The sequence below is a fragment of the Glaciihabitans arcticus genome (genome assembly GCF_004310685.1).
GTDB classification, from domain to species: Bacteria; Actinomycetota; Actinomycetes; order Actinomycetales; family Microbacteriaceae; genus Conyzicola; species Conyzicola arctica.
Genome location: NZ_SISG01000001.1, coordinates 408,667 through 421,799, shown reverse-complemented (window position 1 = coordinate 421,799; position 13,133 = coordinate 408,667). Strand labels below are relative to the sequence as shown.

The following is a 13,133-nucleotide window of genomic DNA, read 5'->3' as shown; positions in this document are numbered from 1 at the left end:
ACGCAAGGTCTATGAGGGGGGTCATCCATTATTCGAGCAATCATACCGAGCGAAGCCGTGCCGCGCGCACAGTTTCACCAGCTGACAGGAAGCGCCTTACCCTCTTCATAGCCGGCAGCCGACTGGATGCCGACGAGCGCGCGCTCGTGGAACTCGGCGAGCGACGTGGCACCCGCGTAGGTGAGCGAGGAGCGCACACCGGAGGTGATCATGTCGAGCAGGTCCTCGACGGAGGGACGCAGCGGGTCGAGGTAGATCTTCGAGCTGGAGATGCCCTCGGCGAAGAGCTGCTTGCGGGCGAGCTCGTAGGGGTCGAGGCGGTCGAAGCGCTCCGACACGGCCTTGGCGGATGCCATGCCCCAGCTCTCCTTGTAGACCCGGCCCGAGGCATCGGTCTCGAGGGTTCCGGGCGCCTCGATCGTTCCGGCGAACCACGATCCGACCATGACGGATGCCGCACCCGCGGCGAGTGCGAGCGCCACGTCGCGCGGGTACCTCACTCCCCCGTCGGCCCAGACGTGGGCGCCCAGCTCGCGCGCCGCCGCGGCGGTCTCGAGCACAGCGGAGAACTGGGGACGCCCGACGGCCGTCATCATTCGGGTCGTGCACATGGCACCGGGTCCGACGCCGACCTTGACTATCGTGGCGCCTGCGCCGACGAGGTCGCCGACGGCCTCCGCCGTTACGACGTTGCCCGCCACGATGGGAACTCCGAGGCCGAGGGCCGCGACAGCGGCGATCGCGCGCAGCATGCCCTCCTGGTGGCCGTGGGCGGTGTCAATCACGAGCACGTCGACGCCGGCGGCGACGAGCGCCTTCGCCTTGGCAGCGACGTCGCCGTTGATTCCGACCGCGGCGGCAACGACGAGGCGTCCGTTGGTGTCGAGGGCCGGCGTGTACAGGGTGGAGCGCAACGCGCTCGTGCGGCTCAGGGTTCCGACGACCTCGCCGTGGTGCAGCACCGGCGCGAACTCGAGGCCCGCCGCAACGAGCAGGTCGAAGGCGGCACGGGCATCCGGAACATCATCGGCATCGAGGGCGGTCACCGCACCGTGCAGCAGGTCGCCGAGCCGCGCTTCAGGAAGGGCGTGAGCGAGTTCGTTCGCGGGAATGGCGCCGAGGTAGCCACCGTGCCCGTCGCGCACGATCACACCGTGGCCGGCGAGCGCCGGCACATTGCGCAGCGCGCTCGCGACCGTGTCGTCGGCGAGCAGTTCGATCGGGGTGTCCCACTGGATCGGCTGGGACTTGACCCAGCGGATGGCGGCGTCGAGATCCTGCAGGTGCATGTCCTGCGGCAGCACGCCGAGCGCACCGCGGCGAGCGAGCGTCGCGGCCAGTCGCGGACCGGTCACCGAGTTCATGTTGGCGGAGACGAGGGGCACCGTCGCGGCGGTTCCATCTCCCGGTGCGAGCGAGACGTCGAGGCGACTCGAGACCCCGGATCGACTCGGAACCAGGAACACGTCCGAGTAGGTGAGGTCGTGCTGGGGGTTGGTCTCGTAAAACTCCATAAATTAACGCTAGACCCTCACCTGACGGACTGCGTCACCCAGCCAATGCGATTACGCTTGACTCTTGGTGCGGCCAGCGGCGGCCGCACCGCGGAAATCGAATTTCAAGCGAACTGAGAGTGGGCGGTCGGCTGTGCCTAGCCAGGAAACCGGACTGACAGCAGAGGACAATTCCTCGAACGAATTCGGGGCCAACGAGTGGCTCGTCGACGAGATGTACGAGCGCTACATCATCGACAAGAACCAGGTCGACCAGTCCTGGTGGCCCATCCTCGAGAACTACAAGCAGGGCACAACAGACCCGACCCCGACCCGCGCGATTCCCGTGCAGGCTCCGGCGGCAGCAGAAGCCCCCGCCACTCCGGCAGCCCCCGCCGCGGCAGCCGACCAGGCGTCCGGTGGCGAAGCACAGATCCCCGAAGAGGTCATGGCGCCCGCGGCTCCCCCCGCCCCCGCCGAACCCAGCACCAACACCGGCAGCCAGCCCGTCGCGCGCACCACCTCGGTCGAGGCGAAGCCCGCGCCGATCCCGGCCGACGCCCCGACCACACCGGTCGCCGCCGCGAAGCCGGCCGAAGACGAGAACAAGGTCGCCGCGCTCAAGGGTGCCGCCAAGGCCCTCGCCACCAACATGGATGCCTCGCTCACGGTCCCCACCGCGACCAGCGTGCGCACCATCCCGGCGAAGCTCATGATCGACAACCGCATCGTGATCAACAACCACCTGAAGCGTGCTCGCGGCGGCAAGGTCTCGTTCACGCACATGATCGCCTGGGCGATCGTCGAGACGCTCAAGGAGTTCCCGAGCCAGAACGTCTTCTACGACGAGGTCGACGGCAAGCCCTCCGTAGTGACCCCCGCACACATCAACCTCGGCATCGCGATCGACATCCCGAAGCCGGATGGAACCCGTTCGCTCGTGGTACCCGGCATCAAGCGCTGCGACACGATGAACTTCGGCGAGTTCCTGTCGTCCTATGAAGACGTCGTCTTCCGCGGCCGCAACAACAAGCTGACGGGCGCTGACTACGCGGGCAACACGATCTCGCTCACCAACCCGGGCGGCATCGGCACCGAACACTCGGTCCCACGCCTTATGCGCGGCGCGGGCACGATCGTCGGCGCGGGCGCCCTCGAGTACCCGGCCGAGTTCCAGGGCGCGAGCCCGAAGACGCTCGTCGAGCTGGGCATCGGCAAGACCATCACCCTGACCAGCACCTACGACCACCGCGTTATCCAGGGTGCCGGCTCGGGCGAGTTCCTCAAGAAGATCCACGAGCGCCTCATCGGGCAGCACAACTTCTACGAGAGCATCTTCGGCGCGCTGCGCATCCCCTACGACCCGATCCACTGGGCCTCCGACATCAACGTCGACCTGGCTGACAACGTCAGCAAGACGGCTCGCGTTCAGGAACTGATCAACTCCTTCCGGGTGCGCGGACATTTGATGGCGGATGTCGACCCTCTCGAATACCGCCAGCGCTCGCACCCCGACCTCGACATCTCGAGCCACGGCCTCACCTTCTGGGACCTGGACCGCGAGTTCGTCACCGGCGGATTCGGCGGAAAGCGCGCGGCACTGCTGCGCGAGATCCTCGGCATCCTGCGCGACTCGTACTGCCGCACGGTCGGCATCGAGTACATGCACATTCAGGATCCGGAGCAGCGCCGCTGGATCCAGGACCACGTCGAGAAGCCGTACACCAAGCCCGGCCACGACGAGCAGATGCGCATCCTCGGCAAGCTCAACGAGGCCGAGGCCTTCGAGACCTTCCTGCAGACCAAGTACGTCGGCCAGAAGCGCTTCAGCCTCGAGGGCGGCGAGTCGACCATCGCGGTGCTCGATGCACTGCTGCAGGGCGCGGCCGAAGCCAAGCTCGACGAGGTAGCGATCGGCATGGCCCACCGCGGTCGCCTGAACGTGCTCACGAACATCGCCGGCAAGACCTATGGCCAGATCTTCCGCGAGTTCGAGGGAACCCAGGACCCGCGCACCGTGCAGGGCTCCGGCGACGTGAAGTACCACCTCGGCACCGAGGGCAACTTCACCGCAGCCGACGGCACAACGATCCCCGTCTACCTCGCCGCCAACCCCTCGCACCTCGAGGCCGTCGACGGTGTGCTCGAGGGCATCGTGCGCGCCAAGCAGGACCGCAAGCCGATCGGCTCCTTCAGCGTGCTGCCCGTTATGGTGCACGGTGATGCGGCCATGGCCGGCCAGGGAATCGTCGTCGAGATCCTGCAGATGTCACAGCTGCGCGGCTACCGCACGGGTGGCACGATCCACCTCGTTGTCAACAACCAGGTCGGATTCACTACCCCTCCCGGTGAGGGTCGCAGCTCGGTCTACTCGACGGATGTCGCCAAGACCGTGCAGGCGCCGATCTTCCACGTGAACGGTGATGACCCCGAGGCAGTTGCGCGCGTGTCATCCCTCGCCTTCGCGTACCGCCAGGAATTCAAGCGCGACGTCGTCATCGACCTCGTCTGCTACCGCCGACGCGGACACAACGAGGGCGACGACCCCTCGATGACCCAGCCGCTCATGTACAGCCTCATCGAGGCCAAGCGCTCGGTGCGCACGCTCTACACCGAGGCGCTCGTCGGACGTGGCGACATCACCGCCGAGGAGTACGAGGCCGCTCACCGCGACTTCCAGGACCGCCTCGAGCGCGCGTTCGCCGAGACGCACGCCGCACAGACCGGTTCAATCTCCGTCATCACCGACGACAAGAACCCGGTCAAGGACCTCGAGCGGCCCGAATCCCAGCAGGATGACCGTGTCGGAGAACCCGTGACAACGGGTGTCTCCGAAGCCGTCGTCCAGCTCATCGGAGACGCTCACGACAACCCGCCCGCGGGTTTCACCGTGCACAACAAGCTGCAGGTCATGCTCAAGAAGCGCGTCGACATGAGCCGTCAGGGCAGTGTGGACTGGGGCTTCGGCGAGCTGCTCGCACTCGGTTCGCTTCTCCTCGAGGGCACACCGGTGCGCATGGCCGGCCAGGACACCCGTCGTGGCACCTTCGTTCAGCGCCACGCCGTGCTGCACGACCGCGTCAACGGCCAGGAGTGGCTGCCGCTCGCTAACCTCGCCCAGGGCCAGGCGCGTTTCTGGATCTACGACTCGCTGCTCAGCGAGTACGCCGCCCTCGGCTTCGAGTACGGCTACTCGGTGGAGCGCCCCGACGCGCTCGTGCTGTGGGAGGCGCAGTTCGGTGACTTCGCCAACGGTGCCCAGACGGTCATCGACGAGTTCATCTCCTCGGCCGAGCAGAAGTGGGGCCAGCGCTCGAGCGTTGTGCTGCTGCTGCCGCACGGCTACGAAGGACAGGGACCGGACCACTCCTCGGCGCGCATCGAGCGCTACCTCCAGCTGTGTGCGGAGAACAACATGACCGTCGCGCGTCCTTCGACGCCGGCGTCGTACTTCCACCTGCTGCGCCGCCAGGCCTACTCCCGCCCCCGCCGTCCGCTGGTGGTCTTCACCCCGAAGGCGATGCTGCGACTGCGCGGTGCGACGAGCGAGATCGCCGACTTCACCTCGGGCAAGTTCCTGCCGGTGATCGACGACACCCTCGCCACCGACAAGGCCTCGGTCAAGCGCGTGGTCATCACCGCGGGCAAGATCTACTACGACATCAAGGCCGAGCTCGAGAAGCGCGAGATCTCGAACATCGCCGTCGTGCGCATGGAGCAGTACTACCCGCTGCCCATCAACGAGATGAACGCGATCCTCGCCCAGTACCCGAACGCCGACCTCGTCTGGACGCAGGACGAGCCCGAGAACCAGGGCGCCTGGCCGTTCATCTGCCTCGAACTGGCCAAGCACCTGCAGGGTCGCACCATCTCGGTCGCCTCCCGCGCGTCTTCGGCGTCGCCCGCAACCGGTTCGAGCAAGCGGAGTGCGGCCGAGCAGGCGGACCTCATCAACCGCGCGCTGTCGATCTAGGTTTCACACGCGAAAGGCCCCACCCGGTGATCGGGTGGGGCCTTTTGCGCGTGGGGCGGGCGCTGTGGCATCCCGAACCAGCCTCGAATTGCGGCAATCGGGCGATTTCAGGCGCTGGATGCCCCCATCGCCGCAATTTCGCCGCCTCGCCCGGCCGCACTGGCCGGAGGCGAAGCGAAACCTACGCGCTGACCTCGGACAGCTTCGAGAGGATCGCGCTGCGCAGGTCTTCGGGCGCCTTCTCGTTGCAGGCCTGCTTGACCTTGAGGGTCAGCGTCAGGCCCACGAGGTGCTCGCCCGAGCAGTCCTCGCAGGTCGCCATGTGCTCAGCGATGTCGGCAGCTTCGCCGACGGTGAGCTCATTGTGGATGTATTCCTCGAGCTCGGCCTTGGCCTTGTCGCATCCGCAGTCGGTCATTTTTTGCCTCCGGTGGCAGTGACGGGCACAGCGATTCCGCGATCGCGTGCGTAGTCGGCTAACAGGTCCCGCAGCATCCGGCGGCCGCGGTGGAGGCGGCTCATGACGGTACCTACGGGAGTCTTCATGATGTCGGCGATCTCCTGGTAGGAGAAGCCCTCGACGTCTGCAAAATACACAGCGAGTCGGAAATCTTCGGGGATGGCCTGCAGGGCGTCCTTGACGGCGCTGTCCGGCAGGTGGTCGATGGCCTCCGCCTCGGCCGAACGCGTCGACAGCGACTGGGTGACCGACTCGGCGCCGCCGAGCTGCCAGTCCTCGAGGTCGTCGATGGTGCCCTTGTAGGGATCGCGCTGCTTCTTGCGGTAGTTGTTGATGAACGTGTTGGTCTGGATGCGGTAGAGCCAGGCCTTGAGGTTCGTGCCCTGCTGGAACTGGCCGAAGGCGGTGTACGCCTTGACGTAGGTCTCCTGCACGAGGTCGGCAGCATCGGCCGGGTTCTTGGTCATGCGCATGGCAGCCGCGTACAGCTGGTCCATGTACTGCATTGCCTGCTCCTCGAAGAGCCCCCGAACGTCCGTGGGCTCTTCGGCGGGTGTTGCAGAGGTGTTCTCGTCCGTAGTCATCAGGGACAATTGTAGGTCGCTGAGGGTCACACTCTCGTGGACTGCTTCCAGCACTGCCATGCCGACCTCTCCGCTCCACCGGCGAACTGCCGATACTGTGGTAACCGATGCAGGTATTCAGGTATTCCGGCCCCGAGTTCAGTCCGTACGCGGAAGACGACCTCGCGCCCGAGTCGATCCAGGGCCCGTGGCCCGCGCCCACCGCGACGGGTCCCCTCAAGGCGACCCTGCAGCTGCCCGGTTCGAAGAGCCTGACCAACCGGGAACTCGTGCTCGCGGCCCTCGCCAACGGTCCATCCCTACTCCGCCAGCCCCTGCACAGCCGGGACACCGACCTCATGGTGGAGGCCCTGCGTTCGCTCGGCGTCTCCATCGAAGAGGTCGTGGGTGCCGGAACGTTCGGCAGCGACTGGCTGGTCACCCCCGGTGAGCTGGAGGGCGGGACATCCATCGACTGCGGCCTCGCCGGCACGGTGATGCGCTTTCTTCCTCCGCTCGCAGCCCTCGCGCTCGGCCCCGTTGCTTTTGATGGGGATGTCGCTGCCCGCAAGCGCCCCATGCGCACAACCATCGACGCTCTCCGCGGTCTCGGCATCGACGTGAGCGATGACGGCCGCGGTGCCCTTCCGTTCAGCCTCTACGGCACGGGGAGTATCGCTGGTGGCGAGCTCAGCATCGACGCCTCCGCGTCGAGCCAGTTCGTCTCGGGCCTGCTGCTCGCGGCCCCCCGCTTCGATAACGGCCTGACCCTGCGCCACACCGGCGAGCACCTGCCGAGCCTGCCGCACATCGAGATGACGATCGTGGCCCTCGCGGCGCGCGGCGTCATCGTCGAGAGCCCCGAGCCGGGCGTCTGGGTGGTGCCGCACACCGAGATCCAGGCGCTCGACGTCGACATCGAGCCCGACCTCTCCAACGCCGGCCCGTTCCTCGCCGCTGCCCTGGTGGCCGGCGGCACTGTCACGATCGAGCACTGGCCGACGCAGACCACCCAGGTCGGTGCGAACCTGGTCGAGTTCCTGCCGCGTTTCGGTGCGACAGTGCTTCGGGATGGCACGTCCCTCACGGTCGACGGCGGTGCGGGCATCCTCGGCGGAAGTCCCCTCACCGGCATCGACACCTCCGACGAACTCGAGGTGGGCGAGCTCGCCCCCGTGCTCGTGGCACTCGCGGCCCTCGCGGGATCCCCGAGCAACGTCGCCGGAATCGGCCACCTGCGCGGCCACGAGACCGACCGCCTCGCCGCCCTCACTACCGAGATAAACGCCCTGGGTGGCAACGTCACCGAGCAGCCCACGGCGCTCGAGCTGGAGCCCTCTGAGCTGCACGCGGGTGCCTGGCACTCCTACGAGGATCACCGCATGGCGCACGCCGGTGCGATCCTGGGTCTCGCGGTGGACGGCATCCTCATCGACGACATCGCGACGACGGCGAAAACGCTGCCGCAGTTTCCCGACCTGTGGCTCGCCATGCTCGGGCACACACCCTCCTCCCCCGTGGATCCGGCGGGCTTCTAGCGTGTCCTGGCTGAACGACAACGACGACGAGGGCGAGTACTCGGAGTACGACGAATCCGCCGTGCGCGTGCGTCCGAACCCCAAGGCGAATAAGCCGCGCACCAAGATCCGGCCCGAGTACGCGAACGCCAAGATCGGGCGCGTGTTCAGCGTCGACCGCGGGCGCTACGGCGTGTGGGTCGACGAGAACACGGCGCAGGAGCGCCAGATCGTCGCGACCAAGTCGCGCGACCTCGGCAAGTACTCGGTGGTCACGGGCGATCGGGTGGACCTCGTCGGCGACCTGACCGGTGACGACGGCTCGTTATCCCGAATCATTCGCGTGCAGCCGCGCGAGACCCTGCTGCGACGCAGCGCCGACGACACCGACGCCGTCGAGCGCATCATCGTGGCCAACGCCGACCAGATGCTCATCGTGGTCGCGGCCGCCAACCCGGAGCCGCGCACGCGCCTCGTCGACCGCTACCTCGTGGCGGCGTTCGATGCGGGCATCACCCCGATCCTCTGCATCACCAAGACCGACCTGCAGGACCCGACCGAGTTCCTCGCCAACTTCGCCGGACTCGGCATTCTCACCTACCAGAGCCGCAGCGACCAGTTCGACATTGAGGCGATCACCGAACAGCTGCAGGGGCATACGACGGTCGCCGTCGGCCATTCGGGTGTCGGCAAGTCCACCCTCGTCAATGCTCTGGTTCCGGATGCCCACCGCGCCGTCGGCCGCGTCAACGACGTCACCGGGCGCGGGCGACACACCTCGTCGTCCACGGTGTCATACCGCATCGGCTCGGGCTGGATCGTCGACACCCCCGGTGTGCGCTCGTTCGGTCTCGGGCACGTGGACACCTCGAACATACTCAAGTCGTTCACCGACCTGGCCGCGATTGCCGTGGACTGCCCGCGCGGCTGCACGCACCTGCCGGATGCCCCGGACTGCGCCATCAACGAGGCGGTAGCCGCCGGCGAACTGGGCGAGATCGGCGTGCTGCGCCTCGACAGCCTGCATCGCCTGCTCTCGACCCTGATGCCCGAGGGCCGCTGACCGCTACGCTTGCCCCGTGGCCGAATACTCACTTTCTGACGACCTGAGCCTCGCCCTCGCCCTCGCCGGCGACGCCGACCTCGTGTCCTTCGATCGCTTCACCGCCCTCGACCTGAAGATCGAGACGAAACCCGACAGAACGCCGGTCACCGACGCCGACCAGGCGGTCGAGCGCGGCATCCGGGCGGGCATCGAAAGGGCGCGCCCGGGCGACTCGATCCTCGGCGAGGAGTACGGCACCGAGGGCGACTCCCGCCGCCAGTGGATCATCGATCCGATCGACGGCACGGCCAACTTCCTGCGCGGTGTGCCCATCTGGGGCACCCTCATCGCGCTCGCGATCGACGGGGTTCCCGTCGTCGGCGTCGTCAGCTCCCCCGCCCTCGGTAAGCGCTGGTGGGCGGCAAAGGGCCACGGCGCCTGGGGAGCGACCCGCGGCGAGGAGCCGGTGAAGCTCGCGGTGAGCGGCGTGCGTTCCATCGAGGACGCCGTGCTCAGCTACAACAACATCGTCGGCTGGGACCAGGAGGGCTACCTCGATGAGATCCTCGGCCTCACCCGCGAGGTCTGGCGCGCCCGCGCCATCGGCGACATGTGGGCTTATATGCTGCTCGCCGAGGGCTCCATCGACATCGTCGGCGAATGGGACCTCAAACCGTACGACATGGCAGCGCTCATCCCGATCGTGGAGGAAGCCGGCGGCACGTTCACTTCGGTGACGGGCGAACCCGGCCCTTGGCACGGCAGCGCGCTCGCCACCAACACCCACCTGCACCCATCGACCCTCGCGAGATTCGCGGGAAAGGCACACGCATGAAGCTCGGCACCTCCCTCCTCGCTGCATCCAGCGCTGCTCTCCTCGTGATCGGCCTCGCCGGCTGCAGCTTCCTCGGCGAAACGGTCGGCCAGGTGGTCGACGTCGACGGCGACACCAGCGTGCTCGAGATCACCGCGGGCGACTGCATCAACGACGCCGAGAGCACCGCGGCAGGCGACGTGTCCGACGTGACCAAGGTTAAGTGCACCGAGCCGCACGACTACGAGGCCTTCCACAGCCTGACCCTGCCCGACGGCGACTACCCCGGCCAGGAGGCCGTGGAGACCCAGGCCGAAGACGTCTGCTACACCGAGTTCGAGACCTTCGTCGGTATCTCCTACGACGAGTCGGTGCTCGGCTTCACCTACTTCACTCCGACCACCGACGGCTGGGAGAGCGGCGATCACGAGATCGTCTGCCTGCTGGCCGACCTCGACGCCGAGGGCGCAACCGTGCAGTCCAGCGTCTCGCTCGAGGGTTCCAAGCGGTAGCCCATGACACTGTTCGTGGGGCTCAGCATCCTCGCGAGCCTGTTCTACGGAACCTCTGACTTCTTCGGCGGCCTGGCCGCGCGCAGGCTGAACCTGCTGCACGCCACCGCGTTCACGCACCTGCTCGCGACGTTCGCCGCGCTCGTCGGCCTGCTGCTCGTCGGAGGCGAGTGGTCTCTGGATGACGCGGCGCTCGGTGCCGCCGCAGGCGTGCTCGCGCTGGTCGGCTTTGTCGCCTTCTACGCCGCCATGGCCATCGGACCGATGAGTCTCCTCTCCCCCGCCATCGCCCTGGTCGGCGGCGTGGTGCCGGTGGGTGTCGCCGCCGCGACGGGATCCCCGCTTCCGCCCCTCGCCTGGTTCGCGATCGCCCTCGCGATCGTGGCAACGGTGTTGATCTCAGTGCCCTCGACTCGGGCGCGCGAGCGCGTATCCGTGCGCGGTGCTGTGCTGGCCCTGGTTGCTGGGCTCGGACTGGGCGGCTCGGTCATCGTGCTGGATGCGACGTCGGAGGCCTCGGGCCTCACCCCGGCCGTAGTGGAGCTTGCGGTGGGTCTCGTCATCCTGCTGCTGATTCTGGGTGTGATTCGCCTGACGCACGTGCGCTTCGGATTCCTCGCCGTGTTCGAACCGCCGCCCGCCTCGGCGCGGCAGGGGCTGTCGCCACGTCGGGCCTACGCGATGAGCGGGCTGGCCGGCGTGCTGCTCGGCATCGCGAACTCGCTGTTCGTGGTCGCGCTGCACACGGGCGACCTCGCGATCGTCGCGGTGCTCGTGAGCCTGTACCCGCTCGCGACGGTGATCCTCGCGGCGGCGGTGCTGCGCGAGCGCATCTCTGCCGTGCAGGTCGGCGGCATCGTGCTCGCGATCGTCGCGTGCGGGATGCTCGCGGCGGCCTAGACAACTGATGCCCCGAGTGGGGACGTGCGCCAGCAACCCGACGCCGGGATACTGGGAGCCATGCCTGAACTCGCGCCGCGTCATCCTCGCCGTTTGGTCGCGGCGCTCTTCGTCGGAGTGCTTCTGACGGTTTCGCTGACTGGCTGCACCGCCCTCGGCGAGCTTGTGCTCGACCGGGTGGAGCAGTTCACGGGTGGCGGCGATGATACCGGGGAGTATGATCCGGAATCCGCTTACGACGAGGGCAACACCGACCTCAACGACATCGAGGTCGGCGAGTGTGTCGACGACGAGGCCATCTTCGGCGACGCCGATGTCGCGAGTCTTGATGTTGTGGACTGCGACGAGCCGCACATCGCGGAGCTCTACGCGCTCTGGAACCTGCCCGACGAGGCGTATCCGGGCTATTACGCGGTCAACGAGCTGATCGAGGAGGGCTGCGAGGAGCGGTTCGAGAACTTCGTGGGTGCACCCTCGGTCGACACCGACCTCGCTTACTACTACTTCTACCCAACGGAGGACTACTGGGAGTACGACAGGGGCGCCATGTGTTTCGCCATCGACTACGACCAGAAATCGATCGTCGGGTCGGTGCGCGATCGTGGCGCGAGCACGCCGGAGCCCTCAGAAGGCTGAGGCTTCAACGGAGCGCGACAACGACCAATGGTGGAGATGCGGGGAATTGAACCCCGGTCCACTGCTGTAATTCTGCGCCTTCTACGGGCGTAGCTTGTGAAGGCGTTCTACTTGGCTCTGACCTTTGCCACAAGCATCCAGGTCAACAAGCCCAGCCCTGGTTCACGTCCCACGCAGCCCTCAGGCGTAACTACGCAGCAATCTCTCTAAATTACGCCAGGGTCCGAGTAGAGAGCATCCTCGGTCTGACGGACTTCTTTAGTGCGCTCGCTTAGGCAGCGAGGGCGAAGTCAGTGCGGTTTTTATCGGCACTTATTGTTTGCAGCCATCGTTTACGAGATAAGACTGCATCCTCGACCCGCTTCTCGCAGTTTTGCAGGCAATGTCGAAACCGATCATCCCCATGTTCGTCTGGTCCCATGTGCGCAGAGCACTGTGAACACTGACGGGTCGTTGTCGCGCTCTGTTGAATTACCAAGCCGCACCCTTGGGATGCAGCCCTCTAGTCTAGAACGAAAGCTTGAGCGATGCGAGAGGGAGTTGCCATGACCGACACGATCATCACCGTGAGGGGCGAGTTCAGCGCCTGGTACCCTGCCGAGCGGGCAACGGTCTGGGCGGCAATCTCGTTCGACGGGCCGTCGCGAGAGGATGTCTTCGCTCGCGCCACCGAAGCCGCCGAGACCCTCCGCTCCTCGATCACCGCGCTGCACGACGCCGAGAAGGGGCCGGTGACCTGGTGGTCGTCGGAGTCCGTCCGCGTCTTCTCGGATCGCCCGTGGAGCCAGGACGGCGCGCAGCTGCCCCTCGTCTTCCATGCCGCGATCGGCTTCCGCGTGAAGTTCAGCGGCTTCGAAGCCCTCGCCGGCTGGGTGGAGCAGTCGTCGGTTCTCGACGGCGTCTCGATCACGAGCGTCGATTGGGCGCTCACCGACGCGACCCGCAACGCCGTCACCACGGAGGTGCGCTCGCGCTCCGTCAAGGACGCCGTCACCAAGGCCACAGTCTTCGCGCAGAGCATCGGGCTGGGCAGCGTCTCCGCGATCGCCCTCGCCGACCCGGGCATGCTCGGCGAGCAGGGTCCTTCGTCGGGCGGCAGCCCGGAGCAATTCCGCATGATGAAGAGCATGAGCGCCGCCGACGCATCCGGCTCGCTCGAGCTCAAGCCCGAGGAGATCGAGGTCGCCTCGGTCGTCGACGCCCGGTTCGTCGCGAGATAA

General features: G+C 66.9%; 11 protein-coding genes and 1 other RNA gene. 8 read left to right on the top strand and 4 right to left on the bottom strand.

The features are described from left to right. Nucleotides 1-74: 74 nt before the first annotated feature. Nucleotides 75-1,514, bottom strand: coding sequence for a GMP reductase (guaB1, locus tag EYE40_RS01910; RefSeq protein ID WP_130980359.1), 1,440 nt, complete (start codon nucleotides 1,512-1,514; stop codon nucleotides 75-77). 133 nt (nucleotides 1,515-1,647) lie between these two features. Here guaB1 and EYE40_RS01905 point away from each other — a divergent pair, with 133 nt between their 5' ends. After that, complete coding sequence (locus EYE40_RS01905; RefSeq protein ID WP_130980358.1) at nucleotides 1,648-5,466, top strand: multifunctional oxoglutarate decarboxylase/oxoglutarate dehydrogenase thiamine pyrophosphate-binding subunit/dihydrolipoyllysine-residue succinyltransferase subunit; 3,819 nt, start codon at nucleotides 1,648-1,650, stop codon at nucleotides 5,464-5,466. Between the two features lie 181 nt (nucleotides 5,467-5,647). Here the strand turns inward: EYE40_RS01905 and EYE40_RS01900 are convergent, their stop codons facing one another. Beyond that, nucleotides 5,648-5,884: a zf-HC2 domain-containing protein gene (locus EYE40_RS01900; protein WP_130980357.1), complete on the bottom strand. Its 237-nt coding sequence runs from the start codon at nucleotides 5,882-5,884 to the stop codon at nucleotides 5,648-5,650. Then, nucleotides 5,881-6,510 carry a sigma-70 family RNA polymerase sigma factor gene (locus EYE40_RS01895; protein ID WP_193554467.1) on the bottom strand — a complete coding sequence of 210 codons (630 nt, stop codon included), beginning with the start codon at nucleotides 6,508-6,510 and terminating at the stop codon, nucleotides 5,881-5,883. Before EYE40_RS01895 ends, EYE40_RS01900 begins: the two co-directional genes overlap by 4 nt. Nucleotides 6,511-6,617: 107 nt before the next feature. On the opposite strand from EYE40_RS01895, the gene aroA reads away from it, so the two are divergent. From aroA to EYE40_RS01865, 6 genes are read left to right on the top strand one after another with little or no spacing between them, the layout of a single operon-like run. Next, nucleotides 6,618-8,027, top strand: a complete 1,410-nt coding sequence (gene aroA / locus EYE40_RS01890; protein ID WP_130980355.1) for a 3-phosphoshikimate 1-carboxyvinyltransferase — start codon at nucleotides 6,618-6,620, stop codon at nucleotides 8,025-8,027. 1 nt (nucleotide 8,028) lies between these two features. Beyond that, nucleotides 8,029-9,069: a ribosome small subunit-dependent GTPase A gene (gene rsgA / locus EYE40_RS01885; RefSeq protein WP_130980354.1), complete on the top strand. Its 1,041-nt coding sequence runs from the start codon at nucleotides 8,029-8,031 to the stop codon at nucleotides 9,067-9,069. 16 nt (nucleotides 9,070-9,085) lie between these two features. Beyond that, entirely contained in the window at nucleotides 9,086-9,886 is an 801-nt protein-coding gene (locus tag EYE40_RS01880) for an inositol monophosphatase family protein (RefSeq protein ID WP_130980353.1), read from the top strand. Then, nucleotides 9,883-10,377 (top strand): septum formation family protein, encoded by a 495-nt coding sequence (locus EYE40_RS01875; RefSeq protein WP_130980352.1) that lies wholly within the window; start codon nucleotides 9,883-9,885, stop codon nucleotides 10,375-10,377. Before EYE40_RS01880 ends, EYE40_RS01875 begins: the two co-directional genes overlap by 4 nt. A 3-nt stretch (nucleotides 10,378-10,380) precedes the next feature. Further along, the gene (locus EYE40_RS01870; protein ID WP_130980351.1) at nucleotides 10,381-11,277 is read left to right on the top strand and encodes a DMT family transporter; all 897 of its coding nucleotides are present in this window, start codon (nucleotides 10,381-10,383) and stop codon (nucleotides 11,275-11,277) included. A 60-nt stretch (nucleotides 11,278-11,337) separates the two neighbouring features. Continuing rightward, nucleotides 11,338-11,913, top strand: a complete 576-nt coding sequence (locus EYE40_RS01865) for a septum formation family protein (protein ID WP_130980350.1) — start codon at nucleotides 11,338-11,340, stop codon at nucleotides 11,911-11,913. Nucleotides 11,914-11,941: 28 nt separating this feature from the next. Here the strand turns inward: EYE40_RS01865 and ssrA are convergent. After that, nucleotides 11,942-12,316, bottom strand: a transfer-messenger RNA (tmRNA) gene (ssrA, locus tag EYE40_RS01860). 142 nt (nucleotides 12,317-12,458) lie between these two features. Here ssrA and EYE40_RS01855 point away from each other — a divergent pair. Continuing rightward, nucleotides 12,459-13,133, top strand: a complete 675-nt coding sequence (locus EYE40_RS01855; RefSeq protein WP_161972333.1) for an SIMPL domain-containing protein — start codon at nucleotides 12,459-12,461, stop codon at nucleotides 13,131-13,133.

Coding starts and splice junctions, on each gene's coding strand:
- guaB1 (WP_130980359.1), bottom strand. CDS start 1,514: ATGGAGTTTTACGAGACCAACCCCCAGCACGACCTCACCTACTCGGAC.
- EYE40_RS01900 (WP_130980357.1), bottom strand. CDS start 5,884: ATGACCGACTGCGGATGCGACAAGGCCAAGGCCGAGCTCGAGGAATAC.
- EYE40_RS01895 (WP_193554467.1), bottom strand. CDS start 6,510: ATGACTACGGACGAGAACACCTCTGCAACACCCGCCGAAGAGCCCACG.
- aroA (WP_130980355.1), top strand. CDS start 6,618: ATGCAGGTATTCAGGTATTCCGGCCCCGAGTTCAGTCCGTACGCGGAA.
- EYE40_RS01875 (WP_130980352.1), top strand. CDS start 9,883: ATGAAGCTCGGCACCTCCCTCCTCGCTGCATCCAGCGCTGCTCTCCTC.
- EYE40_RS01870 (WP_130980351.1), top strand. CDS start 10,381: ATGACACTGTTCGTGGGGCTCAGCATCCTCGCGAGCCTGTTCTACGGA.
- EYE40_RS01865 (WP_130980350.1), top strand. CDS start 11,338: ATGCCTGAACTCGCGCCGCGTCATCCTCGCCGTTTGGTCGCGGCGCTC.
- EYE40_RS01855 (WP_161972333.1), top strand. CDS start 12,459: ATGACCGACACGATCATCACCGTGAGGGGCGAGTTCAGCGCCTGGTAC.